This is a genomic window from Collinsella sp. TF11-5AC (assembly GCF_003436775.1).
Lineage (GTDB): Bacteria > Actinomycetota > Coriobacteriia > Coriobacteriales > Coriobacteriaceae > Collinsella.
The window spans coordinates 1-25,825 of the sequence record NZ_QSQO01000009.1 but is presented as its reverse complement, the minus strand read 5'-3'; the positions used below and the strand labels follow the sequence as shown (position 1 = coordinate 25,825).

Here is a 25,825-nt window from a genome sequence, read left to right as displayed (position 1 = left end):
ACCACAACATCTAGGCCTGTTCGGTGCCTGCGGCCTCCAGACCGATCAAACGGAACGGGTCCGCCACGCCGCCGATCGACTTTTGCAGCTCGCGTTGACGCTGCGAATCCTGCGCGGCCTGCACGGTCAGCGCGCGACGGGCTTCATCATCGAGCGAACGGTCCTGGCGCAGCTTGGCCTGTGCGGCACGCATGCGGCGCTTGATGGTGTAGAGCTCGAGCGTATCAAGCATAAACACGATGTTCGTCTCGGTGGGGTGCTTGCTCGTCGCCGAGATGCGCCCGGCACTCACAAGCGTTGCCGCCTCGGGACACACCGAGCGCGCCGCATCCATGCAGGCTGCAGGATCGGTTCCCGGCGGCGTTGCCAGAACGGCCCATGCGATGGACTCGTGACGTGGGTCAACCCACTCGATAGAGCAGATGCGGTCGGCATACGTGCGGAACAGGTCGGGGTAGCTCGTGAGCATCGTCAACAGCTCGCGCTCCCCTGCCAAGGACTTGCGCTCAAGATCAGTAAGAACCATCGGCGCCGCCGCAGCCGGAGCGCCCGAACCATCAGTCACAGGCACAGCACCCATATCATCAGGCACATCGATCGGCGGCAGATCGTCGACGAGCTCCACGGGCGCGGCGCCGTAGGCATCGAGCGGGACATGGTCGTACGGCTCCTCCTCGACCGGCGCGGACACCGGCGGCGTCGCGCCCGATGCCCAAGCACCGCGAGATGCCCCCTGCGAACCAGACGTCCGACCGCCCGCGCTACCAGAGCGCTCGGCTTGCGCCCGCTGGCGTTCATAGTTCTGCTCACGACGTCGTTCCGCATCTTCGCGCTTGGCGACATCGCGAAACACGCGACCCGAACTCGCGCGAACCGTCTCCAGATCCAAGCCCAGCAGATCGGCAATCTGGATAAAGTATGTGTCGATCATATAGCTATCGCGCAGCGGATAGATAAGCGTCAGCGCATCTTCCAGCGCCTTGGCACGACCGCCCGGCGTGGTGATGTCACTCGACTCCTGCAGCGAACGGTAGACAAAGTCCATGAGCGGCTCGGCAGCGTCGATGCGCGCCTGAAGCTCCTGTCCACCATGCGCCGTGATGAACTCCATGGGGTCGTTGCCGTCGGGCAGCACCACGCAGCGCAGGTCCATCGAATCCTGCTCGATAAACTGAATCGCACGGCGAGCGGCCTTTTGACCGGCGGCATCGCCGTCAAACATATACACGATGCGCTTAGCAAAGCGGGTGAGCGTCTTGACGTGATGCTCCGTGAGCGCGGTGCCCAGCGTGGCGACAACGTTTTTAATCCCCGCCTCCCAACAGGCGATGCAGTCGGTATAGCCCTCCACCACGATGGCGGTATCCTGCGCGACGATAAACTCCTTGGCCCAATTAAAGCCGTAGAGGTTTCGCTTTTTATGAAACACGCTCGTCTCGGCGGTATTGAGGTACTTGGGTTGGCCGTCACCCATGATGCGACCACCAAAGGCAATGTTGTGACCCTGCTCGTCAAAGATGGGGAACATCACGCGGTCGTAGAAGCGGTCGGCAAGCTGCCCGCGCCCGCGGCTCACGGCAACGTTGGCATCGATCATCTCCTGCGGGGTAAAACCCGCCTGGGACAGGTGCGACACCAGCGCGCTGCGGCCCGGTGCAAAGCCCAGGCAGTAGCGGCGGCAGACGTCGCCACCCATGCCGCGGCTGGCAAAGTACTCGCGCGGACGGCCGTCCTTACCGCGCATAAGCATGGTGTGATAGAACTGGGCGGTCTCGGCGCACAGATCGTAGATGCGGGCACGCTTGGTACCGCGCTCGCGGCGGTCTCCGGTGTCGTGCAGCTCAATACCCGCGCGATCGGCCAAATAACGGATTGACTCGGGAAAGCTCAGGTTCTCGCGCTTCATGATATAGGTGAAGACGTCGCCACCCTCGCCGCAGCCAAAGCAATGCCACACCTGCGTGGCGGGAATAATGTGGAAGGACGGAGTCTTTTCGCCATGAAAAGGGCAGCAACCCCAAAACTCATGACCGCGGGGCTTGAGCTCAACCGTTTCCTGCACGATGGCGACTAAGTCGGACGCAGCGCGTACCTGGTCTTTTTCCTCATCGCTAATCACGGACGCTCACCCCCTGCTCGCCCAAGTTGTGACGAATATCTTCGATATTACCCTCGACGGTCGCGATCAACTCATCCAGCGAATCGAACACGCGCGACGGACGCAGCCAGCGCGTAAACGCCAGCGAAACGGAAGCGCCGTACAGGTCGCCCGTATAACCAATTAAATTAGCCTCGAGATGCGCAGAAGCCGCATCGTCGGCATACGTCGGCGGCAGTCCGACGTTGACGGCAGCGGGCCACACGATGTCGTTGACCAGCACCAGGCCCTCATACACGCCATCGGCAGGCACCTGAATGCCGTCGGGAACATGTAGGTTTGCCGTGGGAAAGCCCATGCCAGAACCCTCGTGACGGCCGCGAATAACACCGCCGCGCACCATATACGGGCGGCCGAGTAACTCAGCAGCAAGCTCCACATGGCCCTGTCCCAGCTCATGACGAATGCGGGTGGCGCAAATGGCCTCACCGCCCTCGCAAAGCAGGTCGTGCCCGTATACGTCAACGCCGCGCTTGGCACCCCAGGTGCGCATCTCGTCAACACCAGAAGCACCGCCACGACCCAGCCTAAAGTCGCTGCCAACGCGAATCGAACGAATGTCGACCACGCGTGACAGCAGTGCGAGAAAACCGACATGGTCGAGTGCCGCAACCTCAGGCGTAAAGGGAACGGCCACCACTGCATCGACCCCGGTTTGAGCCAGGGCATGCAGACGGTCGGCCGTCGTCATCAATTTTTGAGCGGGCGAAGGGCTCACCACGACGTCCGGGTCGGGATCGAAAGTGACCACGACCGCCTTGCAGCCATGGGCACGGGCATCACGGACAAGCGCTTCGATGAGTTCCTGGTGTCCACGGTGCACACCATCGAACACGCCGATGGCAATCGATGCGGCACCCAAGTGCTCGCACTCATCAAACGCATCGGCAGTAACGATGCGAGCCTCGTCCGACTCGCCCTCGAAAAAGATACGCGCGAGCTCGCGAGCGGACAACATCATCGAACACCGCCGATTGCCTGCGGAAACACGTGCTCCATGACAAAGCGGCCACTCTCAATGCGGGCGAGCGCCTTGAGTCCCCCATCGAGCACCAACGCAAAAGGCGCCTTCGCGGTATCGAAATCGGCAAGCGCACGCTCAACGGGAATGCGTCGGCCACAGAGCAGGTCGTCGGCAAGATTGCCCGGCAAGTCAACACGCGTGGCGCCCAGGGCCGCAATGGGATCCAGGGCAAAGCCAGGCGCGGACTCGGGAGAAAGCTCCTCGACCGCATGACAAGCGCCAATGGAAACAACACCGGAGGCCGTGCGGCGCAGCGCGGAAATGTGCGCGGCGCTCTCGCAGGCGCGGCCCAAATCGCGAGCGAGCGCACGGATATAGGTACCCTTGCTCACAGAGAACGCCACGGTCCACACACACGTATCACCTTCGCCTCCCACGGCGATCAGGTCGGCGGCATAGACCTCGACGGGGCGCGGAGGTAGGTCCACCGCATTGCCCTCGCGAGCAGACTTGTAGGCGCGAACGCCATTGACCGAGATAGCCGAAAACGCCGGCGGCACCTGCATCTGCGGACCCAGCATAGCGGCCAAGCGCTCACGGGCATAGGCAGGATAGCGGAGCTCGTTGGCAACAGCCACCGTGCGGACCGCCTGGCCCTCCGCATCATCGGTATTGGTCTCGGCGCCAAACGAAATGTCGGCGACATAGCTTTTGGTATCGAGGGTTAGCATGCCCAGCAGACGGGTGGCCTGGCCCACACCCACCACCATGACACCCGATGCCATGGGGTCGAGCGTGCCGGCATGGCCGACGCGCCGCTCATGGAGGGCGCGCCGGCATTTCGAAACCACATCGTGGGACGTGCAGCCCACCGGCTTATCGACGGCGAGCAGCATATTCAGTTGAGAAGGCGTACGACGAGCCATGTACCATCCAAAAAGTTAAAGCTCGACGGTCACCGAAGCGGGATCCTCCCCCACCAGCTCGGCCAGCATGGGAAGTGCCACGGTAAGCGTCTCGAGAATCGTTCCGTTGTTGGAGAAACCGGCGGCAGCGGGATGTCCGCCTCCGCCAAAGGTAGCAGCGATCTCGGACACGTTGAGGTCGCCCTTGGAGCGCAGGTTGCCGCGCACCTTGGTATCGCCCTCAATGCCCTTCAGGAACAGACAGACCTCGACGCCCATCACCGAGCGCACCACGTCAACCAGACCGTCGCACTCATCCGAGGTGACACCGCAGGCCTCAAGGTCACTCTGGTACGCGTAGCTATACGCGACGCGCCCGTGGGCCACTGTCTTAATGCGGCCCATAACGATGGACTTGAGGTGCAAAAACTCAACGCGCATGCTCTGGTAAACCTCGAGTGCCACACGCGCCGGATCGGCACCGTGGGCAACCAGACGCGAGGCTGCATGGAACGCGGCTGCATCGGCGTTTTGGTACTGAAAACGGCCGGTATCGGTAACCAAGCCACACAGCAGGCAGGTCGCAACGCCATCACGTGCGACAATGCCGCAATTGTCCAAGAAGCGGTCGATGATCATGGCGCAGGCTGCAGCTTCGACGCGCCTCAGGCTGAGCTCGGCAAACTCCTCGCGCGCCGGATGGTGATCGAAGCACACCACATGCTTGGAGCGACGAAGCACCTCGGCGGAATTATTGAGACGCTCGACGACCGGCACGTCCACCGAGATGAACAGGTCAGGATTGCCGGCATACGCAGATGCCGGTACCAGGCGATCGGAGCCTTCCATAAAGCGGTAGATGCGCGGAACCGGATCATCGTCTGCCAGCAGCAGGGCAATGTCCTTGTTAGGGAAAAACTTCATAAGCGAGAGGCCCAGACCCAACACGGAGCCCAGGGCGTCGCCATCGGGAGAAGTGTGTCCCGAAATCGCAATGGAGGACGCACCCTCGATGAGCTCGAGGATGCGTCGCTGAATATCTGCAGACTCGCACGAGGCGAGGTCGGCGGAATTAGTCATCTAAAGCTGCCTCCTGGGCGGCATCCGCTATCGGATAGCCGTCCTCGTCCTTTTCGATCGCAAGCGTGGCGGGAACGTTTTCCAGCGCACGCGTGATGCGCTCGGCCTCATCGGTTGAGCGATCGATGCGAAAATCGAGCTCGGGCGTAACACGCCAATCGAGCGAGCGAGCCAACAGGCTGCGAATACGGCCCTTAGCGCTTGCGAGCGCCTCCATGACCTCGTCGTAGCGGCTCGCATCGCACGACACGAACACACGCGCGAACGAACGGTCCACCGCGACCTCGACCGCGGTCAAAGTAACCAGGTCGAGACGCGGATCGGAAACCTCAAAGAGCAGGATATAACCGAGCTTCTCGCGAAGCTGCTCGCCCAGACGGCGGGTTGCCTGCGTTTGCTTCATAGCGCTACCCCCTACTCGGTACGGGCAACCTGGTCGATGCGGTAACCCTCGATCTGGTCGCCGGGCTTGATGTCCTGGAAGTTCTCCAGGCCAATGCCGCCCTCGGAACCGCTCTTGAGGCTCTTGGCCTCGTCCTTGTAGTGGCGCATCGAGGCGATCTTGCCGTTGAAGACCACGATGCCGTCGCGCACCAGACGCACGGAATCGGTCGCGGCGATCTCGCCCTCTTCGACGCGGACACCGGCGGCGATACCGACTTTGGGCACCTTGAAGGTGTCCAGGACGGTCGCGGTACCCGTGGAGACCTCGACCTCGGTGGGCTTAAGCATGCCGATACGGGCAGCGTCGAGTTCCTCGAGGCACTTGTAGATGACGTCGTAGCAACGGATCTCGACGCCCTCACGCTCGGCGGCGGAGCGGGCCTTACCGTCGGGACGGACGCCAAAGCCGATGATGATGGCGTTGGAGGCGTCGGCCAGGACGACGTCGGTCTCGTTGATGGCACCAACGGCGGAGTGGATCGTGTTGATGCGAACCTCGGACTGATCCATCTTGTCGAGCGAATCCTGAAGGGCCTCGATGGAACCCTGGACGTCGGCCTTGATGATCAGGTTGAGCTCCTTGACTTCGGCGTCGGCAATGGTCTCGAAGAGGTTCTCGAGCGTGACGTGCTTGACGCGGCTCTGCTCCTCGATACGGGCCTTGAGCGAACGCTCGTCGGCAAGGGCGCGAGCCTCGCGCTCGTCCTCGAACACACGGAACTCGTCACCGGCGTTAGGCACGGACTGCAGGCCCAGGATCTCAACGGCGTCGGAGGGACCGGCCTCGGTGACGGCGCGGCCCTTGGGGTCGAGCATGGCGCGGACGCGGCCGTAGGTGAGGCCGGCGACAAGCGTATCGCCCACGTGCAGGGTACCGCGGGTCACGAGCACAGTAGCGACCGAGCCGCGGCCCTTGTCGAGCTTGGCCTCAAGGACGTTGCCGGAGGCAAAGGTGTCCGGGTTGGCCTTGAGCTCGAGCACATCTGCCTGGAGCAGCACGGTCTCGAGCAGATCGTCGATACCGATCTTCTGCTTGGCCGAGATGTTGACGAACATGTTCTGTCCGCCCCACTCCTCGGGGATGACGCCGTACTCGGTGAGCTCCTGACGCACACGGTCGGGGTTGGCGCCGGGCTTATCGATCTTGTTGACGGCAACGACGATGGGTACGCCGGCGGCCTTGGCGTGGTTGATCGACTCGACCGTCTGGGGCATGACACCGTCGTCGGCAGCCACGATCAGAATGACGATGTCGGTCACCTTGGCGCCACGGGCACGCATAGCCGTAAAGGTGGCGTGACCGGGGGTATCGATGAAGGTGATCTTGCGGTCGTTGATCATGACCTGCGAAGCACCGATGGCCTGCGTAATGCCGCCCGCCTCGCCGGCAGCAACGCCGGTGTGACGGATGGCGTCGAGCAGCGACGTCTTGCCGTGGTCGACGTGGCCCATGACGGTGACGACCGGTGCGCGCGGCTTAAGGTCGGCGGGATCGTCGTAGAACGAGAAGGTGTTCTCCTCCTCGGGGGTGATGATCTTGATCTGACGACCCAGGTCGTCGGCAACGAGCTCGACGAGGTCGTCGGACATGGACTGCGTCATGGTGAGCGGCGTACCCAGCAGGAACAGGCGCTTGATGATGTCGTTGGCCGGAACGTCGAGCGCCTCGGCGAGCTCCTGGACGGTAACGCCCTGGGAAACCTTGATGGCGTCGAGCTCCTCGGGGTTCACGCCCTGGGCCAATGCCTCCTCGATCTTGCGCTCCTCCTGAGCCTTGGCAGCCTCGCGCTCACGCTTCTCCTTGCGCTTCTTGCGGCGACCGGTGGACTCACGAGAGGCCTCCTCGACGGCAGCACGAGCCTCCTCGAGCACCTTCTCGCGGCTGTACTCCTCGGCCTCACGAGCCATGCGGCTGTAGTGGTCCTCTTCGTTGTTGTGACCGCCCTTGCGCTTCTTGCCCTTGCCCTGCTTATCGGGGTTGGGGAAGTCCATGCCGGCAGCGACGTTGTTGCTGGCGTTGGTGCGATGGCTGTGCGGACGGCTCTCGGAGGCGTTGCGCTCGGAGTTGTTGTCGGAGGCGTTACGATCGTTACGGCGGCCACCGCGGCGGTCATTGTTGCCGCCACGACGGTTACCGCGCTCGGCGGCGCGCTCGGCCTTGGCCTTGTCCTCGGCGTCCTTCTTCTCCTTGAGCACGGTCTCCTGTGCGGCGATCTGGTCGAGCAGCGAACGGAAGCGCGAACCGGAGTCGGAAGCGGGAACGGCGCGGCGCTGGGCCTCGCGGGCAGCCTCCTCCTTCTCGCGAGCAAGGCGCTCCTGCTCGGCCTTCTTCTTGGCCTCGGCCTCGGCGCGGGCAGCCTCCTCGGCAGCCTGGGCTGCGGCAAACTGGCGGCGTTCCTCCTCGCGTGCCTTCTCGGCGGCGATGCGCTCGCGCTCGGCCTCGGCGGCGCGAGCGGCCTCCTCGGCGGCAGCTGCCTGCTCCTCGGCCTGCTTGGCGGCCTCGACTTCCTGAGCGCGGGCCTCGATCACCGAGGCGAGCTGCTTGCGGACCATGGCGACATAGGCGTCCTCCAAAGTGGAGGACGCGGACTTAGCGGGAATCTTCATTTCGGCGAGATGACCCATCAGTTCCTTGGAGGTCATGCCGAACTCTTTGGCCAGGGTGGACACACGGACTTTTGCCATATGACTTCACCTACCCTTTCTGGCACCTTGGGTGCCTAGAGACTGAACGAGCGTGGGAGACGCGCCGGGACCCGCCCGGCGCGACCGCGCGCTAGATCAGGTCCTCCGCATCATCGAAGGCGTCGGTGTCGTGGACACCGCAGAAACGGGAGCCGGGACGAGCCTGGTTGCGGCACTGGACGCCGTCCTCGGACACGTACTCGCAGCGGCGGACGTCCTCGTCCTCCTCGTCACCGATCAGGTCGGCGGCGGGCTCCTCGTGAACGGGAACGTTCTTGAGGATGTCGGCGGCAAGCGTCTCGGACTTGATGTCGATGTGCCAGCCGGTCAGGCGCGCGGCGAGGCGGGCGTTCTGGCCCTCCTTGCCGATGGCGAGGGACAGCTGGTCGTCGGGCACGATGACGCCGGCGTAGGCCTTCTCCTCGTCGATGAGGACGCGGGTGACCTTGGCAGGCGACAGGGCGTTGGCGACGTAGACGGCAGGATCGGCATCCCACAGGATGACGTCGACGCGCTCGCCACGGAGCTCGCCCACGACAGCGCGAACACGGCTGCCCTTGGGGCCGACGCAGGCGCCCACGGGATCCAGACGGTCGTCGAGCGAGTGGACGGCTACCTTGGAACGCTGGCCGGGCTCGCGGGCGATCGACTTGATCTGGACGGTGCCCTCATAGATCTCGGGCACCTCCTGCTCAAACAGACGACGCATGAGCTCGGGGTGGGTGCGGGAGATGACAATCGGCGGACGGCTGTGCTCGCCGCGAACCGGTTGCAGGTTGGAGTTGGGGTCGCGTACGTCGATGATCACGGCCTTGATGTGCTGGTTGTGCAGGTAGCGCTCGCCCATCGGGCGCTCGTTGCGCTCGTTCTCGTAACGGCGCTGGTCGAAGTGCGGCAGCTCGGCCTCGACGCCCTCGCGGATCTTGACGATCGTGAAGTCGGGCGTGGACTGCAGCACGGTGCCGCTGATGAGGTCACCGATGCGGCCGGAGAACTCCTCGTAGATCTGCTCGCGAGCGGAGTTGCGCACGATGGCGTTGATCTCGGCCTTGGCGTGCTGGGCGGCGATGCGGCTCGTGTTCTTGGGGGTGACGTCGATCTCCTCGAACTCGGTGAAGTTGCCCTCCTCGTCCATGGAATCGTCGATCGGCTCCAGGCGGTAGACGTAGATCTTGCCGGTGGTGCGGTCGATGGTCACCTTGGCGCCCCACTCAAGATGCAGGATCTCGGCATAGCTCTTGGCGAGCGACTGCTCCAGGCGGTCGATCAGATAGAGCTGGTCGATGTGCTTCTCCTGGCAAAGCTCCATCAGGGCGGACATCATGTCGGATGCTGCCATCTTACTTTCCTTCCTTCGCGGGCTTGAAGTCGTAGGTGGGCTTCAACTTGCACTTTTTAACATCAGAGAAATCGAGGGTGACGGACTCGCCGTCCTCGAGCTCGAGGGTCACGTCGGTCTCGGTCGCAGCGGCAATCTTGCCGGCGTACTTGCGACGGCCCTCAGTGGCGGTGGAGGTGAGCTCACAGTTCTCGCCCACAAAGCGGGCAAAGTCGCACGGGCGGCGCAGCGGGCGCGCCATGCCTGGGCTCGACACCTCAAGCGTATAGCTCGAAGAGATAGGGTCGAGCTCCTCAATCACATCGCCGACCCACTTGGTGTTGGCCGTGACGTCGTTGAGAGACAGGCTCTGACCCTCGGCACCCTCGATACGCACGCGCACGCAGGGGGCCTTGGTGGCGCCCACGAGCTCGACGTCGACGATGTCGACATCGTGCTGGGGAGCGACGGCCTCGAGCGCGTCGATGATCGCCTGCTCGGTCTTGGTCTTGACCATTGCGGCACCTCCATCCATACAAAAAAGAAGCGGGGCCGAAACCCCACTTCTTTCAATTACAACTTCATTTGCAAGCAAACTATACCAATAGCTGCGGAAACGCGCAAGCACAGTACGAATCTGCAGGTCAGCGTGCGCACAGGTTCTCCACAAGAATAGGACAATTGACCGAGGAACCCCATGCGGCGCGCCCTCAACAGTCCCAAAACGGGCCATGCGTCCCAGCGTGCCGACCGAATCGGGCCCTATGGGCATTCCATCCCTGGGCGCACATCGGCCAGACTAGAGCTGAGAGGCATTCTGTAGCGAGAAAGCCTGCCGCACGCATTGACCACACAACCTTCCAGTATCTCTACGGCAAGGAGGATCCATGGAACGCCTAGGCACCCTCTGCGCGACCGCGCTCGTCGTAGCTGCCTGTTCGTTCGCTCTGACGGGCTGCAACAACATCGATGGTAAAACCGGACCATGCGAACCGGAACTCGGCAGCACCAAAACCATCGAGAAAACCGAACCCCCGGTAAGCTTCGACAAAATAGACGATGACATCGACGATCCCCAGGGCTTAGGTCCCGACCCTCAAGAACAGTTCCCCATCGACCTTGAGGCAGACGAGAACGTCCATGTTACCTGCGTGGGCAAGGACGCCGACGGCTACGGCGACGCCGCGCTCGTCTTTACGGTGACCAACAACACCGGTGTCGACATGATGTTTGGCGATGTGGACTCCTATGCCTACGTCAACGGCGTGGTCCGCGATGTGCGCATGCGCCAGCAGGTCGCAGCGGGCGAGGAAACGCGCGCCATGCTCACCTTTGTGGGCACCTTCGACGATCCGGACTTTAATGCGAACAACGACCTCAACGACGTCTACCTCAACATTTGGATGTTCGAAGAGGCAACGGGCAACGTTTACTTTAGGGACCTAGTACACATCCCATAGAAGAGGGTGCGACGCAATGACAAAGCAGGGCATAAAACACAAGACGAGGGACAACCCAACCGGATCGCCCCTCGTCTTTTATGTGTCAGCTAAGCGCGCAGCGCTTACTTGACCACCAGGTTGACCAGCTTGCCGGGCACGCAGATGGCCTTGACGACCGTCTTGCCCTCGAGCCACTTGGCGACGGCAGCCTCGGCGGCAGCCTGCATCTCCTCATTGGAGGCATCGCGGGCCACGTCGATGCGGCCGCGGACCTTGCCGAGCACCTGAACGACGATCTGCACCGTGTCCTCGATGGACTCGGCCAAGTCGAACTCGGGCCAGGCGGCGGTGTAGGCGTTGCCCTCGCAGCCGAGCGCCTCGTGCCACAGCTCGTCGGCCCAGAACGGGCAGATGGGCGCCAGGACGCTCACGATGTCCTTGGCCACGCCGTAGCACAGAGCCTTGTCGCGGTCAGTACCCTCGGTGGCGTTGAGGTAGGCGCTCGCCGCGTTGACGAGCTCCATGACGGCCGAGATCGCGGTGTTGAACTGGCCGCGATCGAAGTCCTCGGTGCACTTGGCGATGGTGCGGTGACGCTCGCGATAGAGCTTCATCGCAACCTCGTCGAGCGCGGACTTGTCGAAGGCCACGTTGGCGTCGCCGGACTGGACGAGCTGCCACACGATACGCCAGGCGCGCTTGATGAAGCGGTTGGCGCCCTCGACGGCCTTGGGGTCCCAGTCGAAGTCCTTCTCGGGCGGGGCGATAAACAGGATCGCCAAACGCATGGTGTCGGCGCCGTAGGGCTCGATGACCGAGCTCGGGGGCACGACATTGCCCTTTGACTTGGACATGGTGTCGCCGTTCTCGTCCTTGACCATGCCCTGGCACAGCAGGTTGGTGAAGGGCTCGTCCACGCTCAGCAGACCCAGGTCGCGCAGCGCCTTGGTAAAGAAGCGGCTGTAGAGCAGATGCAGAATGGCGTGCTCGATGCCGCCGATGTAGTTATCGACGGGCATCCAACGGTCGGCGGCCTCGCGGGAGAAAGGCAGCTCGGTGTTGTGCGGGTCGGTATAGCGCAGGTAATACCAGCTGGAGCAGGTGAAGGTGTCCATAGTATCGGTCTCGCGCTTGGCCGGGCGGCCGCAGACCGGGCAGGTGGTCTCGTAGAACTCCTTGCACTCGGCGAGGGTCTCGCCGGCACCCAGGTCCAGGTTCTCGGGCAGCGTCACCGGCAGCTGATCCTCGGGCACGGGCACGATGCCGCAGTGCTCGCAGTGGATAGCCGGGATGGGGTTGCCCCAATAGCGCTGGCGGCTGATGAGCCAGTCGCGCAGACGGAACTCGACCTTGCGACGACCGCAGCCCATGGCCTCGAGGTCGGCCACGATTGCAGCCTCGCCCTCGGAGTGCTTGCCACCGCGCATTCCGGTGTACTTGCCGGACTGGACGAGCGTGCCCTCGGCAGCGTGGGCGCAATCCCAGTCGACGGTCTCGGCATGGAAGGTATCGATGGTCTCGCCGTTGGCCTCGACGGCAGCACGGTCGTCATCGTCCAGGATGATCGGCACGATCGGCAGGTCGTACTTGCGGGCGAACTCAAAGTCGCGCTGGTCGCCGCAGGGAACGGCCATGACGGCGCCGGTGCCGTAGTCGGCCACGACGTAGTCGGCAACCCACACGGGGACCTTCTCGCCGTTGACCGGGTTCACCACGTAGCGGCCGGTAAAGGCACCGTGCTTCTCGAGGGTGCCCTGGGCACGCTCGACGGCGGAGATATGCTTGGAGTCCTCGACGATCTTGGTCACGGCCTCCTCGTACTCCGTACCCTCGACGAGCTCGTGCAGACGCGCGTACTCGGGAGCCAGGACAAAGAAGGAGACACCGAAGAGCGTGTCGGCTCGCGTGGTGAAGACGGTGATCTTACCCTCGTCGCCCTCGATGGGCTCGCCATCCTGGTCGCACAGGGTAAAGTCGACCTCGGCGCCCTCGGAACGACCGATCCAGTTGGCCTGCATCTGCTTGACGCGCTCGGGCCAGCCGGGGAGCTTCTCCAGGTCGTCGAGCAGCTCCTGGGAGTAATCGGTAATCTTGAAGTACCACTGCTCCAGGTCGCGCTTCTCGGGCTCGGTGCCGCAGCGCCAGCACTTACCCTCGGTGACCTGCTCGTTGGCCAGAACGGTCTTACAAGTGGGACACCAGTTGACCGGGTTCTTCTTACGGTAGACCAGGCCCTTTTCCCACAACTTCTCAAAGATCCACTGACCCCAACGGTAATAATCGGGACTGCAGGTCTTGACCATGCGATCCAGATCGTAGGAGAAGCCCATGCGCTTCATCGTGGCGAGCGCCTGGTCCATGTTCTTATACGTCCAGGCGGCAGCCTGCGTGTTGTGTTTGATGGCGGCGTTCTCGGCGGGCAGGCCAAAGGCGTCAAAGCCGATGGGGTGCAGCACGTCGTAGCCGCGCATGCGGGCCTGACGGGCCATGGCATCGCCGATGGTATAGTTGCGCGCGTGGCCCATGTGCAGGTCGCCCGACGGATACGGGAACATCTCGAGCACATACTTCTTAGGCTTACTGGCGTCGGTGTCGACGGCAAAGAGGTTGGAGTCCTCCCAGGCCTTCATCCACTTGGACTCAATGGCCTGCGCGTCGTAGGCAGGGATCTCATCCTTATGATCTGTGCAATCGCACATATCAGCTCCTTTAATCTTTAATGGGGTCGGTCGGCTTAGCTTTATTCGCTACTGCGGACAGTCCTGCGCAAGACGAAGAGCACATCAAGTGCTCTTCTTTGCGTGCGGAACTTGTAGCGAACAAAGCTAAGCCGCCCGACCCTAAGGTTGACTCGACTGATGATAGCAAATACAACAAGCGAGATGCCTGCGACTTGCAGGCATCTCGCTTTATCTAAATAACGTGGTTGAAACTCAACCTTTATGTGCAACCCGTTCTAGAAACAACGGGTTTTCCAGGTGCCGCAGGTTGCCGTGAAAGAGGAGCGCCGCGTACTTAGGTACGCAAGCGACGGTTTGAACGGCAAGATGCGGTGCCTGGGAAAGCCGCTTATCGATAAGACACAGACTGCTGGGAGTCCTTGACGACAACGTCGTGGGCTCCGCCTTCGACGATGGAGGTGGAGCTGACCAGGGTCAGGCGTGCCTTTTCCTGGAGCTCGGGGATCGAGAGGGCCCCGCAGTTGCACATCGTGGACTTGACCTTGTAGAGCGTGCCGCCCACGCCGTCCTTGAGGGAGCCGGCGTAGGGAACATAGGAGTCAACGCCCTCGACGAAGCTGAGCTTCGCGGCGCCGCCCAGGTCGTAGCGCTGCCAGTTGCGGGCACGCGCAGAACCCTCGCCCCAGTACTCCTTCATGTACTGACCGTTCACGTTGACGCGCTCGGTCGGGCTCTCGTCGAAGCGGGCGAAGTAACGGCCCAGCATCATAAAGTCGGCACCCATGGCAAGGGCGAGCGTCATGTGGTAGTCGTAGACGATACCGCCGTCGGAGCACACGGGCACGTAGACGCCAGTCTCCTCGTAGTACTCGTCGCGAGCGCGGCAGACGTCAATCAGCGCGGTGGCCTGGCCACGACCGATACCCTTGGTCTCGCGGGTAATGCAGATGGAACCGCCGCCGATACCGACCTTGATGAAGTCGGCACCGCAGTCGGCCAGGAAGCGGAAGCCCTCAGCGTCGACGACGTTGCCGGCACCGACCTTGACGTCCTCGCCGTAGTTGGCGCGGATCCACTCGATGGTGCGCTTCTGCCATTCGCTGAAGCCCTCGGAAGAGTCGATGCACAGGACATCGGCACCAGCCTCGATGAGCAGCGGCACGCGCTCGGCATAATCGCGGGTATTGATACCGGCGCCGACCATGTAGCGCTTGTCGTTATCGAGCAGCTCGTTGGGGTTGGTCTTGTGGCTGTCGTAGTCCTTGCGGAAGACGATGCCCATGAGGTGATCGTTGTCGTCAACGATGGGCAGGGCGTTGAGCTTGTTGTCCCAGATGACGTCGTTGGCAACCTTGAGGCTGATGTTCTTGTCGCCCACGATGAGCTGCTCACGCGGGGTCATGAACTCGGAGACCTTCTTCTGGTGGTCATCGCGGCTGGGACGATAGTCACGGCTGGTGACGATGCCCAGGAGCTTGCCCTTGGGGGTGCCGTCATCGGTAACCGGCATGGTGGAGTGACCGGTCTTCTCCTTGAGCTCGATGACCTGCTCCATGGTCATGTCGGGGGTCAGCGTGGAATCGGACTGAACAAAGCCGGCCTTGTGATCCTTAACGGCCTTAACCATAGCAGCCTCGGACTCGGGGGTCTGAGAACCGTAGATGAAGGACAGGCCACCCTCGGTAGCGAGCGCGACACCCATGTCGACGCCCGAGACGGACTGCATGATGGCGGAAACCATGGGGATGTTCAGGGTGATTGCCGGCTTCTCACCGCGCTTAAAGCGGGTTAGCGGCGTCTTAAGAGAGACGTTGTTGGGGATGCACTGCGAGGACGAATAGCCAGGGACCAGCAGATACTCCGAAAACGTGTGGGACTCACCGGGAAAGAACGTAGCCATGTTTCTCCTTTTTCCATGCGACCGGTCGGCTGCAGGCCTCATAGGACCCAGCCCAACCTTGGGCGCCCAATACTGGGGAAGTATCTTAACGCACTTTGACTGCTACAATGCATGATTTAAGAAGAGCACACGAGGGTTTGACGCAGGCTTTGCGTTTGCCCAGCAAACACTTTAGCGGGGAGACGTGGAGCGTATGAAGTACAAGACGACGGCAAAGTTGGTCATTCAAGCGTGCGACAAAGACCTGCCGGGCGTGTTCGGCCACGGCTGCGTCTTGCTGCTGCAGGGTATTGCCCACGAACACTCGCTCAACCGTGCCGCCAAGAGCATGGGCATGGCGTATTCCAAGGCATGGCGCATCGTAAACGAGGCTGAAGGGCAGCTGGGCTGCAAGCTCATCGAGCGCGACGGCGCCCGCGGATCCACCCTCACCCCCGCCGGCGAGCGAGCCATAGCGGTCTACGAGGAGCTGCAGACCGACATCAACAACGTCATCGCCACCAAAGCCAGCGACCTCATCGCCAGCATCAATGCAGAGTAGTCCTTTTGGGACTGAATTGTTGTCCACCGTGCCCTCGGATTGAGGCTCGTGCCACAAAACGGGCCCATCTACTACGTTTAGCTGAATACCCTCGACCATACCGGACATTATGAAAATAAAACCGCTGGTAGACAGCTTGGCAATTTTCGAAATAGGCGGGTATGGTCGACCCCTATGGCTTAAACGTAGTAAATAGGCCGTTTTCGTGACACACACCCCGATTAGTTACTTTCGGAGCGCGTTGTCCAGGGTGGACGCTACAACCAGGGGGTCGTCGGTACCAGCGAAGAGGCGAATGGTGCTCCCCTGCTTGCCGCGCGGAGCAGAGAGTCGCGTCGTTGCGCCGCCGGCGGGCGATGTGCGAAACTCCCCCGGCAAAGCATCGAACAAATCGCCCGCACTGCGCTCGATAAGGTCAAACTCAACTGCCGGACCAAAGCCGTGCTCGAGGATTCCAGTTGCAACCGCATGGTCGGGATGCGAGCTCAGTCCAGGATAGCGCACGGCGTGCACCATCTCATTGGCAGCCAAGTACTCGGCCAGCGCACGTGCGCGGTCGAAATGTGCCTGCATGCGGGCATCGAGCGAGTCCAGCCCGCGCTCCAGCACACCGGCCTCATCAGCAGGCAAATCAAGTTTGACCAAGCCACAGCCCTCAAGCAGAGCATGCGCGCACTCGGCAGCAGCATCCACACGATGGCGCTTGAGCTGCGAGCGCGCGACCGATATGGCAACCAACTTGTGCGGAGCCTCACCGGCGCACACGCGGTCAAGTGCCTCGAGCGACAGCACGGCACCCAAGCGCAACGGATCGCACCCAAAGACACCAGCCACGGTGCTATCCACCACGAGCAGCGCATGAGCCTCACGCGCGGCACGTCCTAACGCGCGCAGATCGGGCACGCGCAATCCAAACCCGCCAATAGAGTTGACGAACCACCACAGGTGCGGCCCCTCGACCTCAAACGAAGCATCAAAGCCCTCGGACGCAGCAGTAAACGCCGCAACCGACGGCTCCCCCACCATAGCCACGCCGCATCCATCAAAGCCGCGCGCAAACGCATCGGCAAAGTCATCGGCAAACACAACCAGGCGATCGCCGGGACGTACAACCCCCAACAGAGACAGCGCCGCCGGCACATGCGAGGCCGCAACCAATCGCGCCTCACGCGCGCCGGCCCTCAAAGCCCAGGCCTCTTCTAGCTGCTGTACGTCCACGCGGCACCGTCCCTTCATAAGCAAAAACCCACGATGCGGGTGTTCCCCGCATCGTGGGCAACGGCTGCAGTATAGCGCCGATAGGCAACGAATCGCCTAGATATCGAGCGTGTGATAGGTCACACTCGCACCCGAAGCGTCAACGGTCACGCCATAGGCCTCGGGATAGATGCGCGTCGAGAACACAAGCGCACCATCGTTCACAAACACCTCGACCGACGAGACATCGCCAACAATGCGCACGTTACGAACCTCGTCGACGGGCTCCCAACGCACGGTACGACCCTCTTTAAACCAATCGAATACCCAAACCCCTCTTAATCGCTTTGTTCCAAACGTCGTTAAGCCTCTTAGGCCAATTTGCAATAAAGAAAAGGCAGGTGCAGCATGCGCAAAATGAATCATTGTTCAGACGATCAATCTCATTGAGCAGAAGTTCAGAATGATTGATTCCCGCCACGGTCGCAGCTAAGTCAGCCAGAGGCTCATTTGCAATTGGCATCACCTGCTCATTAGTTAACCAAAGCGACCTCAGGGCATGGACGGCAATAATGCAAGCAAATGTAAAACCATCAATACGCCCAATATCCGCAAGCGAATCTCCCCTCCTGGCAACCCAGTCCTTATAAGATCGCTGACCAAAAATCACATTTGAAGGAACAAGGGCGTCATCCAGAGAGCGATACTTCAGGGGATCAAAATCACGATATGCTTCAACCGATGGATAGCTTAGATATAGTTGACCCATATCAGTACTATCGCAGTAATAGTCTTGCATTAGCTCAAGCCGCTTAAAATCGTGCCGATTGTCCTGAGGATCTAAGTCAAATATGGGCAAGGTGTCAGTAAAACTGGATTCGAGAAGCTCTGTCGCATCATCTTTATCCGGAAGAAGCTCGGCAACAAAGGACCTAAGATCAACGGCCTCAAAATCGCAACCGTATTCTTGAAAGAGCTTGTCTAGAAAGTCATGAACATTAATCTCGACATGAACAATTTGATGATCATCTGCGAGGCTAAAAGAATCAAACATGCGCTCCATCAGCTGCGGCTCGCGTTTAGCACCTTCGACAATGAGCAGGACGTTCTTTACGGACGCATTGTTCATGACTAGTCAAACTCTCCGGCACGGAGGAGCTTCTCAATGTTGTTGCCAAGCCTCAACTCGCGATCGGTGGAATCGGCCAAAGTTCGAATGCCCCCTTTTGCAGAGATTTGATAAACGCAGTCAGGCCTCATTACGCCATTCTTAACAAGCGAGGTATTGTGGGTCGAGCACAGAATCTGACACGATGCCTTTGAAGCAAAGAACTTCAAAAGGCTCTCTGCCATCTCAAAGTGACAAAAAGCGTCAAACTCATCTATGAACAAAAAACTGGCCGACTCGTTAAGCTCAAGCTCAGAGAACAACTTAACCAGGGTTCTTGTACCGCTAGAACATGCCTCGACAAACGGGATGCATCGAATAGGGTGATTGAAATACAGAACAGGCGAGCCGTCGGACTCTTTAATAACGATCAGAGACTCATCGACTCCAAAATTGCGAATAAATGACTCGAATTCCGCAACTTTGTTCTCGCGTATGATCTTGTCGATCACCCTTCTTGTTTCAAACCCTTTTAATCGAAAAAAGTCCATGCGAATCAGCCTCATGCGCGAGACAAATCGTCGCAACTCCGCCAAGACGCCTAAAACATTAGTTGGAAGACTGCTCGTTATATATGAAAGAAGGCTCAACGAAGTATCGGAGAATTCAAAATTGATCCCAGCAGCACCAATTCGTTCAAGATGGTTCTCTTCGAAAACGCCGCGTGCGTTATTGAAATCGAAAATGAGACTCTCATCAATCGATAGGCTCTCATGAAGCCAAGTAGTCGGAGAAGTCTTCTCATAGCTGTAATTGATTTCGCGACCGTCAAATTCAAAGACATAAGTGAACTGTGCCGTGCCTCGCCCACAATCAGCATTCAAAAACAGACGATCATCCTGGTCAGAATAATCGAATGCCTCTGGAAAGCCGAGTGTAATGTCGAATAAAGCTGAACCGAAATTCGATTTACCAGACGCATTTCTGCCGATCAAAAGTGCGGTTTTCACGGTTCCGTTTTTAACGTTATTTTCTGCAAACTGGTAATCACGAGAAGCAGCAAAATTAAATAAAACCCGAGTCGAAAAATTCCTATAGCCATCAACAGTAAAACGCTTAAGCATGAGAGTCTCCTATCTCTTGCCGTAATTATATTACGGCAAGAGATAGGAGACCTGCATCAATTACGTCACTGCGGGAAAAGTCGTGTAACCAAAGCCCATCCGAACCATGAAAACCTACTGCGAGAGCCGCTCAAACCAGAAGTATGCTGCAAATACTAGACATGCCGACCACACTGGAAAGCGGCAACGCTTCTACCAGCGGTTTCTTTTCATGAAAAAAGCGGTGTGCTCGAGGGTACCGAAATTTGCCGCATACTTCCGTTCGGCGTTTCCAAAAGTTTGGTGAAAACCTGAGATCGGTCGACCTAACCGCTGTTTAAAACTATCGTGACCTGCGGTTTTGTTGAGCACCTCCCTGGCGCCGCGCGGGCTATCGTGTTCTGCGACGGGCCGGACGCACAGAATCTGAGTGGCATCTTGGCTCATATCCTTCTCGCCATGCTGTACCTCCTTGGTCTCGGCCGCATGGACAGCCGGAACGCACCAGCGGGCGATGCCGATGAGAATATCGCGGTGCCGAACACCAATATTCTAGATGCGAGTGGACGGTTCTTAAGCGCAATATTGACGTTGTCGATGAGGGCGATTACTCACTTCTGCCCCACAAGCCCTCACCCACTCGTTCTTCAACGTGTTTATTATTACTCATGAGAGGCCTATCGTTATAAAGGACAGGTGTGCACACAAGCACACAAGCGAGAAACACCTAAGGGGTACCCGAGCTTGAAAGAAGCCCGAATACCCCTTAAGATAAAAGTGACTGGTCGCAGTCATTTATTTGTCAGGCCTTAGTCAGCCTCTAGGGCCTGACCACTAACGGTTCTTCACGTGAACCTTTTTGGTAGTACTCCCCACCTTTACCAGACGTCCGGTCTTGGTAACGCGGTATTTGGGGATAGTAATTGTCACGTACATTCCTTCACCTCCTTCGAAGAGATATCGCATTGCTTAGCGATGCTTCGCGATTTGGTGCTTGACCAAAGTCTTTGCTGCCAAAGACTTCTGCTTTGAGCTAGAGCTGGAGCTTGCAAGCTTTTTGGCAGCCGCACCGACTTTACCGCCGTGATGGACAGGCATACTTCCCTCCTTTCAACGAATCGCTACGAACATCTGTACCATAACGTATGAGGTTCTCAAAGTCAATTCAATATTTTATACGTTTGTCTCATTCTGTCTCATGTTATAATTCTCCTAGAAAGGAGAGGCCATGAAACGTGCCGATATAATTGATTTAATCCGCTTCCATTCAGAGGACAACGAAGTCGCTTTCAATGAAACCGCCTCGCGTATCGCCAAGGAATTCGAAGATACCGGCTATGGAGATCTCGCGGGCTATATAATGAGTCTTCTCGCTCAGACGAGGACATTTATACCTCAAACGCTTGAGCAGCCTTATGAGTACCTACAGCAGGTCGTTATAAACAACGATCCTCTACCCCTTCCCGAATGCATCTCCCAAGAAATACATGGACTGATAAACGCCCTAAACAGAAACATGGGAATCAATACCGTCCTTTTCTACGGCGCCCCTGGAACCGGTAAAACCGAAACAGTCAAACAGATCGCAAGAATACTGGGAAAGAAGCTTTTTTCTGTTGACTTCAATCTCATTATCGATAGCAAATTGGGCGAAACGTCCAAGAACATCAACAGGGTCTTTAGCGAGATCAAAGACACCGGCTCGGAATCTCTGTTTCTATTTGACGAAATCGATGCGCTCGCTCTCGATAGGATTGGGCAAAACGATGTTCGTGAAATGGGACGAGCGACAAGTTCTCTTCTTAAAGAGCTCGATGGGCTTGACGGTTGCGCAAACATAATTGCAACAACGAATCTTCACGACAAGCTTGACAAGGCACTCTTGCGCCGATTTGACGCACAAATTAACTTTGACAAATACAGCCATGAGGACTTGGCAGAAATAGCCCTGCTGATCATTAAGTCACAAAGCAAACGCTACGACTTCATAAAATATGATTCTCGGACTTTGAAAAAAATATTTGATACCTGTATCTCAATTCCCAATCCCGGAGAATTGAAGAACATCATAAAAACCTCAATCGCCTTTTCCGATCCAACCGTCGAGACCGACTATCTAACCAGGCTGTATCTCCAACTAAACGACATGGATAAGGTCGACATTGAAGTTCTAAGAAAACAGGGGTTTACGCTTCGGGAAATTGAAGCATTGACAGGAATATCCAGGAGCACCATCGCCAGAAACCTGAAAGGATAATCATGAATGATTTGCTTCGTCTCTCAGGTGCCTTCGAAACAAAGGGCGCGTCTGGGCCGGGAGCTCCGTCGCTTCCCGCAAAAGCTAAGGTCACTTCTACGAAAATCAAACGGCTAGGCACATCTCTAGAAACGCTCCTTGAAGAATGGAGTGGCGAATTTTTAATTAAGAGCATACTTGTATCAATCGAATACAGGCAGATCGTCGCAAAGAGCAACAGAGTCCGACGTCTCCTCAAGGGCGGGATAGGCCAAGAACCCGAGGCAACCATTAGGGGCGCTCGCTATCTAGATATCGATACTCCCCGCGCAAGGCACGTAATGACTCATTACGTGCCTAAAGAGACTATAATTTCAACGATAAATGAGCTGAGGGAAGCTGCCCGCATTGTGGATAACCACTTCTCAGGATCCATTGACAAGAACAAATTGAGCAGTCTTTGGGATGAAAAGGATTCAGTTGAATCAAAAAAATGGAAACGAGACTACTCGACCATTATCAGTAAAAGCGCCTTTTCTCAGCTAATACGAGACTGCCACTATGTCGAGAAAATATATATTAGCGATGCACCCACCGTTCATACCAAGACAACGTCGACGGCTCCAACGAACTCGTTAGTAACTCTTTACCGAACAGAAGTTGATATCAAAACACTGCTGCAAAAACTCGATCTCAACGTTGCCGCAGCCGATATCCTCGATAACACCGTACAACTTTCAGAAGAGCAATACTACGAGCTAACAAGCAAGGCTCCATACCTTGTAGCAATGAGCATAAACGATTTATCCTCCTATACCCCAATACGGGCCAGCTCTGAAACGGTAATGCGGGAAAGCAATCTACCGCTATTTCCTTCAACCGAACCCGTGATCGGTGTTATCGATACTGCGTACGAACAAAAAAGTTTGCCTTACTTCCACAATTGGGTTGAATACAAGTCGATGCTCCCTGAGGATGTTGAAATAAGACCTTCCGACACCTCTCATGGGACATCTGTCGATTCACTAATTATCGATGGACCGAGATGCAACCCATGGCTGGAAGACGGATGCGGCAATTTTAGGGTCAAGCATTTTGGAGTAGCAACTGGCGGAAACTACAGCTCATTCACCATTATGACGATGCTGCGTAAAATTTTGAGTGAAAACCCAGGCATCAAGGTTTGGAATCTGTCTCTTGGATCTGATGAATCCATCGACCACAATTCAATATCACCCGAAGCCGCCCTACTGGATAAATTGCAGGCAGAATATGATGTTCTGTTTGTCGTTGCCGGCACAAACAATCACGATGGCTCAACAGATCGAATAGGGTCTCCAGCGGACTCCGTCAACGCTCTCGTAGTCAACTCGGTAAGGCGTGATAAAACTCCCGCTTCATATACTCGGAGAGGTCCTGTGCTCCATTTTCAGCATAAGCCCGATGTTTCATACTATGGTGGAGATATAGACGAACCGCTCAACTGCTATGGGAGCGACAGACCAAAAAAGGAAATGGGCACATCCCTCGCAGCGCCCCTTGTCGCAAGAAAAGCAGCTTATCTCATCTACAAAATGCACCTTAGCTGCGAGTCAGCGAAGGCACTCTTGATCGATTCGTCAAAATCTTGGAATCAGCCTTCGGATATGAACTCTCTTGGCTATGGAGTAGTGCCGATTCATATTAACGATGTAATTAAAAGCAGAAACGATGAAATTAAGTTCCTCATTACGGGAACCGTCACCGATTACGAAACATACAACTACAAGATACCGATTCCAGCCGTCAGAAACACTCATCCTTCTGTCGCACGGGCAACCCTTTGTTACTTTCCAAAATGCAATCGCGATCAAGGCGTTGACTATACCTGCACGGAGCTTGATTTACATTTTGGAAGGTTGAACAAAGGCAAGCTCAGTTCCCTCAAAGCAAACACGCAGGGAGAGAAAGAAGACTACACTGACGAAGAAACTGCCAGAAAGAGCCTTCAGAAGTGGGACAATACGAAGTCAATATCTGACTCCCTAACCAATCGAAGCAGGCCAAAAAAGGCTTATGAAAACCCTCTCTGGGGTTTGAAGATACGCAAGACCTCACGATATCAAGATGGGTCCCATGAACCGCAAAGGTTTGCCGTCGTAATCACCGTTCGCGAGCTCGACGGAGTCAATCGCATCGACTCTTTCATTCAGCAGTGCAACGCACTGGGCTGGCAGGTCAACCGCATTAGAGTCGAAAACGAGCTTAATATTTATGAGGAGAGCCAGGTTGAAGTTGATTTTGAATAAACTCCTTTCATAAATTAGTCAACTAGTTATGTGGCCAACCGAGGTTGATTGCCGTATCTTGGTTGGCCAGTTCTAGCCATTTCGTTGCTAATTTGTACGTATACACCAGAAGTAATTACTTTTAAATTGCCAGTCAAATGCGGCCAGCCTCATCCCCTACAGCCGCAACATAAAGCACGATGCGTCATCGTGCAGCTTAAGCCGTGGATAATGATCAAAGTCTGGGTCCAGGTTTTCTTCAGCGCGCAGACGTACAAGGAGCTCATCAAACGACTCGCGAGTCGCCGTAGCGAGAAACGCCGCAGGATCGGCCAACCCAAACAGATCAAATGCGCGCTCCAGCCCGTCGGACATAGCGCAAACATAATCAACATCCTCGACAGGATACTGCATCACATTGAGATGCTCCAAGGCAACCCCAGACGGATCAAGAATCCAATAGCCATCGGGCTTATTCTTGAGCTGACGGTTCGCAAGCAATATATCGTTGACGGCAGCACGCTTCTGCACCCCAGTCATTGCTCTGCCACGCGAGCGATCGACCATCACGTCCACTGCTGTTTAGTCGAGCTCCGCAATCCGCTCATCAGACATAGTCACGAGCGAGCCGTCTTTAAAACCGATGAACGCTGGAGAGTCACCTAGGGAGACAATATCGACCAAATCGCCTGAAACAGAGACCACCACCAACGTGGAGGAGGGAAACAGTTCCTCGTTGTCCGTCAAACCGTGTTTGCCGATAAAGTCACACGAATCTTCCACCGCGAGGCGTATGGAATCGACAATTCCACGAGACATGTCTAAATACTCACAAATGCGGACGCCAACAAAATGACTGAACCACTGAGCGTCCGAACCAGAATGATGCGGCAGCACACGCGTGCCGGTGATGCCAGAGGCTCCATCGAGTAGCACAGCATATGTCGACCCAACTGCAACGTAATCTTCATTAACCTGATTACCTATAGCAGAGCAGAAAAACTTGGCCTTGAACATGGAATCACCGCTTTCGGTAAACTGGCAAGCAAACGCAAAGCCATATCATCACTATCTAAGCCTGAGCAGACTTCAGGAATTTCGCCTTTGCTTTCTGATTACCATTGAACACAGTATCAACAAGAGATTGACGTGCAGATTTGCTCATATGAGGATGCTCGACAATATATCCAGCAGACAAAACCGTAATCGCCACAATAAAAGGCCACGCGACATGCTCCCGCGCAGTCTTAATGGATTTCTTTGCTACGTTGCAAAACTCCTTCTCGGAGTTCGACCGCAGATATAGCGCGAGCATAAATAGCGAGTAAAAATCGCTTTCGTCAATAATCTTGGAGAAACCCAGAACACTAAGAGGTCCACAGGCATTAGACGCTACCGTGTCCAGCTGTCCGATACAACCCGACAGCGCTACCATAGATAATAACTTTCTAATTTTTGGCCTAGCCTCTTCCGGAGAATCTAGCTGGCCAACAACATCTTCGACCATTTCGTCATAGGAATCATCAACCGCTTCTAAAAGCAAATTGAGAGCAGCGCCAGTTGCGTAGTAGATTTGTTCTCTAACAGTCGCCTTAAGCGGCTCCTTTAGTTTTACCTGCTGTCGATTAAGGCAACGTCCCGCAATAGCAACATATTTCAAAGCAATAATTGCCGACTGAAAGGCACTCCTCGTTTCAGGAACCTCATATTCATAAACGCCAGCATAACTAACCCTTTCAATGGCTTCACAATTTCTTTGGCTCTGTTAGACCAAATTTGACACGATCGGCTGTTCG

At 57.3% G+C, this 25,825-nt stretch carries 21 protein-coding genes; 4 read left to right on the top strand and 17 right to left on the bottom strand.

Features of this window, described 5'->3' with window-relative positions; genetic code table 11:
- Positions 1 to 10 precede the first annotated feature (10 nt).
- The 8 genes from dnaG to rimP form a co-directional block, all read right to left on the bottom strand.
- The gene (gene dnaG / locus DXD16_RS05555) at positions 11 to 2,119 is read right to left on the bottom strand and encodes a DNA primase (RefSeq protein ID WP_117655400.1); all 2,109 of its coding nucleotides are present in this window, start codon (positions 2,117 to 2,119) and stop codon (positions 11 to 13) included.
- Entirely contained in the window at positions 2,112 to 3,119 is a 1,008-nt protein-coding gene (gene ribF, locus DXD16_RS05550; protein ID WP_233502629.1) for a riboflavin biosynthesis protein RibF, read from the bottom strand. Before ribF ends, dnaG begins: the two co-directional genes overlap by 8 nt.
- The gene (gene truB / locus DXD16_RS05545) at positions 3,116 to 4,048 is read right to left on the bottom strand and encodes a tRNA pseudouridine(55) synthase TruB (RefSeq protein WP_117655399.1); all 933 of its coding nucleotides are present in this window, start codon (positions 4,046 to 4,048) and stop codon (positions 3,116 to 3,118) included. The genes ribF and truB overlap by 4 nt, the downstream gene beginning before the upstream one ends.
- Before the next feature lie 15 nt (positions 4,049 to 4,063).
- Entirely contained in the window at positions 4,064 to 5,107 is a 1,044-nt protein-coding gene (locus DXD16_RS05540) for a bifunctional oligoribonuclease/PAP phosphatase NrnA (RefSeq protein ID WP_117655398.1), read from the bottom strand.
- Complete coding sequence (gene rbfA, locus DXD16_RS05535; RefSeq protein ID WP_117629486.1) at positions 5,100 to 5,510, bottom strand: 30S ribosome-binding factor RbfA; 411 nt, start codon at positions 5,508 to 5,510, stop codon at positions 5,100 to 5,102. The genes DXD16_RS05540 and rbfA overlap by 8 nt, the downstream gene beginning before the upstream one ends.
- Before the next feature lie 11 nt (positions 5,511 to 5,521).
- Positions 5,522 to 8,236, bottom strand: coding sequence for a translation initiation factor IF-2 (gene infB, locus DXD16_RS05530; protein WP_117629485.1), 2,715 nt, complete (start codon positions 8,234 to 8,236; stop codon positions 5,522 to 5,524).
- A gap of 91 nt (positions 8,237 to 8,327) precedes the next feature.
- Positions 8,328 to 9,575, bottom strand: coding sequence for a transcription termination factor NusA (gene nusA / locus DXD16_RS05525; protein ID WP_117629484.1), 1,248 nt, complete (start codon positions 9,573 to 9,575; stop codon positions 8,328 to 8,330).
- A 1-nt stretch (position 9,576) separates the two neighbouring features.
- A complete protein-coding gene (gene rimP, locus DXD16_RS05520; protein WP_117629483.1) occupies positions 9,577 to 10,071 on the bottom strand; it encodes a ribosome maturation factor RimP in 495 nt (164 codons plus the stop codon).
- 370 nt (positions 10,072 to 10,441) lie between these two features.
- Here rimP and DXD16_RS05515 point away from each other — a divergent pair, with 370 nt between their 5' ends.
- Entirely contained in the window at positions 10,442 to 11,014 is a 573-nt protein-coding gene (locus tag DXD16_RS05515; RefSeq protein ID WP_117655397.1) for a hypothetical protein, read from the top strand.
- A gap of 104 nt (positions 11,015 to 11,118) precedes the next feature.
- Here DXD16_RS05515 and leuS read toward each other — a convergent pair whose 3' ends face one another.
- Together leuS and DXD16_RS05505 are read right to left on the bottom strand one after the other, a co-directional pair.
- Positions 11,119 to 13,695, bottom strand: a complete 2,577-nt coding sequence (gene leuS, locus DXD16_RS05510) for a leucine--tRNA ligase (RefSeq protein WP_117655396.1) — start codon at positions 13,693 to 13,695, stop codon at positions 11,119 to 11,121.
- A 370-nt stretch (positions 13,696 to 14,065) separates the two neighbouring features.
- Positions 14,066 to 15,577 (bottom strand): IMP dehydrogenase, encoded by a 1,512-nt coding sequence (locus DXD16_RS05505; protein ID WP_089571691.1) that lies wholly within the window; start codon positions 15,575 to 15,577, stop codon positions 14,066 to 14,068.
- A gap of 193 nt (positions 15,578 to 15,770) precedes the next feature.
- On the opposite strand from DXD16_RS05505, the gene DXD16_RS05500 reads away from it, so the two are divergent.
- Positions 15,771 to 16,118, top strand: a complete 348-nt coding sequence (locus DXD16_RS05500) for a winged helix-turn-helix domain-containing protein (protein WP_117655395.1) — start codon at positions 15,771 to 15,773, stop codon at positions 16,116 to 16,118.
- Positions 16,119 to 16,343: 225 nt separating this feature from the next.
- On the opposite strand, the gene DXD16_RS05495 is transcribed toward DXD16_RS05500, so the two are convergent.
- The 4 genes from DXD16_RS05495 to DXD16_RS05485 all read right to left on the bottom strand — a co-directional run bounded on the left by DXD16_RS05495 (position 16,344) and on the right by DXD16_RS05485 (position 19,547).
- Positions 16,344 to 17,336: a PLP-dependent transferase gene (locus DXD16_RS05495; RefSeq protein ID WP_158551604.1), complete on the bottom strand. Its 993-nt coding sequence runs from the start codon at positions 17,334 to 17,336 to the stop codon at positions 16,344 to 16,346.
- Between the two features lie 96 nt (positions 17,337 to 17,432).
- Positions 17,433 to 17,612: a GH32 C-terminal domain-containing protein gene (locus DXD16_RS05490; RefSeq protein ID WP_233502627.1), complete on the bottom strand. Its 180-nt coding sequence runs from the start codon at positions 17,610 to 17,612 to the stop codon at positions 17,433 to 17,435.
- A gap of 13 nt (positions 17,613 to 17,625) precedes the next feature.
- Positions 17,626 to 18,444 carry a hypothetical protein gene (locus DXD16_RS10195; protein WP_147326456.1) on the bottom strand — a complete coding sequence of 273 codons (819 nt, stop codon included), beginning with the start codon at positions 18,442 to 18,444 and terminating at the stop codon, positions 17,626 to 17,628.
- A 2-nt stretch (positions 18,445 to 18,446) separates the two neighbouring features.
- Complete coding sequence (locus tag DXD16_RS05485; protein ID WP_117655393.1) at positions 18,447 to 19,547, bottom strand: ATP/GTP-binding protein; 1,101 nt, start codon at positions 19,545 to 19,547, stop codon at positions 18,447 to 18,449.
- Positions 19,548 to 20,754: 1,207 nt separating this feature from the next.
- Between DXD16_RS05485 and DXD16_RS05475 the strand changes: the two genes are divergently transcribed.
- Together DXD16_RS05475 and DXD16_RS05470 are read left to right on the top strand one after the other, a co-directional pair.
- Positions 20,755 to 21,783 carry an AAA family ATPase gene (locus tag DXD16_RS05475; RefSeq protein WP_117655391.1) on the top strand — a complete coding sequence of 343 codons (1,029 nt, stop codon included), beginning with the start codon at positions 20,755 to 20,757 and terminating at the stop codon, positions 21,781 to 21,783.
- A 2-nt stretch (positions 21,784 to 21,785) separates the two neighbouring features.
- Positions 21,786 to 24,050, top strand: coding sequence for a S8 family peptidase (locus DXD16_RS05470; protein WP_117655390.1), 2,265 nt, complete (start codon positions 21,786 to 21,788; stop codon positions 24,048 to 24,050).
- 156 nt (positions 24,051 to 24,206) lie between these two features.
- Here the strand turns inward: DXD16_RS05470 and DXD16_RS05465 are convergent, their stop codons facing one another.
- The 3 genes from DXD16_RS05465 to DXD16_RS05455 are packed head-to-tail and all read right to left on the bottom strand — an operon-like array spanning position 24,207 to position 25,689.
- Positions 24,207 to 24,596 carry a hypothetical protein gene (locus DXD16_RS05465; protein ID WP_147326455.1) on the bottom strand — a complete coding sequence of 130 codons (390 nt, stop codon included), beginning with the start codon at positions 24,594 to 24,596 and terminating at the stop codon, positions 24,207 to 24,209.
- A gap of 15 nt (positions 24,597 to 24,611) precedes the next feature.
- Positions 24,612 to 25,046, bottom strand: coding sequence for a hypothetical protein (locus tag DXD16_RS05460; RefSeq protein ID WP_117655388.1), 435 nt, complete (start codon positions 25,044 to 25,046; stop codon positions 24,612 to 24,614).
- A gap of 55 nt (positions 25,047 to 25,101) precedes the next feature.
- Positions 25,102 to 25,689, bottom strand: a complete 588-nt coding sequence (locus DXD16_RS05455; RefSeq protein ID WP_117655387.1) for a hypothetical protein — start codon at positions 25,687 to 25,689, stop codon at positions 25,102 to 25,104.
- Positions 25,690 to 25,825 lie beyond the last annotated feature (136 nt).

Excerpts from the sequence above, each read along its gene's own strand:
- DXD16_RS10195 (WP_147326456.1), bottom strand. The coding sequence starts at position 18,444 with ATGAACAATGCGTCCGTAAAGAACGTCCTGCTCATTGTCGAAGGTGCT.
- DXD16_RS05540 (WP_117655398.1), bottom strand. The coding sequence starts at position 5,107 with ATGACTAATTCCGCCGACCTCGCCTCGTGCGAGTCTGCAGATATTCAG.
- DXD16_RS05485 (WP_117655393.1), bottom strand. The coding sequence starts at position 19,547 with ATGCTTAAGCGTTTTACTGTTGATGGCTATAGGAATTTTTCGACTCGG.
- nusA (WP_117629484.1), bottom strand. The coding sequence starts at position 9,575 with ATGGCAGCATCCGACATGATGTCCGCCCTGATGGAGCTTTGCCAGGAG.
- DXD16_RS05500 (WP_117655395.1), top strand. The coding sequence starts at position 15,771 with ATGAAGTACAAGACGACGGCAAAGTTGGTCATTCAAGCGTGCGACAAA.
- DXD16_RS05470 (WP_117655390.1), top strand. The coding sequence starts at position 21,786 with ATGAATGATTTGCTTCGTCTCTCAGGTGCCTTCGAAACAAAGGGCGCG.
- DXD16_RS05515 (WP_117655397.1), top strand. The coding sequence starts at position 10,442 with ATGGAACGCCTAGGCACCCTCTGCGCGACCGCGCTCGTCGTAGCTGCC.
- truB (WP_117655399.1), bottom strand. The coding sequence starts at position 4,048 with ATGGCTCGTCGTACGCCTTCTCAACTGAATATGCTGCTCGCCGTCGAT.
- infB (WP_117629485.1), bottom strand. The coding sequence starts at position 8,236 with ATGGCAAAAGTCCGTGTGTCCACCCTGGCCAAAGAGTTCGGCATGACC.
- rbfA (WP_117629486.1), bottom strand. The coding sequence starts at position 5,510 with ATGAAGCAAACGCAGGCAACCCGCCGTCTGGGCGAGCAGCTTCGCGAG.
- leuS (WP_117655396.1), bottom strand. The coding sequence starts at position 13,695 with ATGTGCGATTGCACAGATCATAAGGATGAGATCCCTGCCTACGACGCG.
- DXD16_RS05460 (WP_117655388.1), bottom strand. The coding sequence starts at position 25,046 with ATGTTCAAGGCCAAGTTTTTCTGCTCTGCTATAGGTAATCAGGTTAAT.
- DXD16_RS05475 (WP_117655391.1), top strand. The coding sequence starts at position 20,755 with ATGAAACGTGCCGATATAATTGATTTAATCCGCTTCCATTCAGAGGAC.
- DXD16_RS05505 (WP_089571691.1), bottom strand. The coding sequence starts at position 15,577 with ATGGCTACGTTCTTTCCCGGTGAGTCCCACACGTTTTCGGAGTATCTG.
- DXD16_RS05465 (WP_147326455.1), bottom strand. The coding sequence starts at position 24,596 with ATGGTCGATCGCTCGCGTGGCAGAGCAATGACTGGGGTGCAGAAGCGT.
- rimP (WP_117629483.1), bottom strand. The coding sequence starts at position 10,071 with ATGGTCAAGACCAAGACCGAGCAGGCGATCATCGACGCGCTCGAGGCC.
- ribF (WP_233502629.1), bottom strand. The coding sequence starts at position 3,119 with ATGATGTTGTCCGCTCGCGAGCTCGCGCGTATCTTTTTCGAGGGCGAG.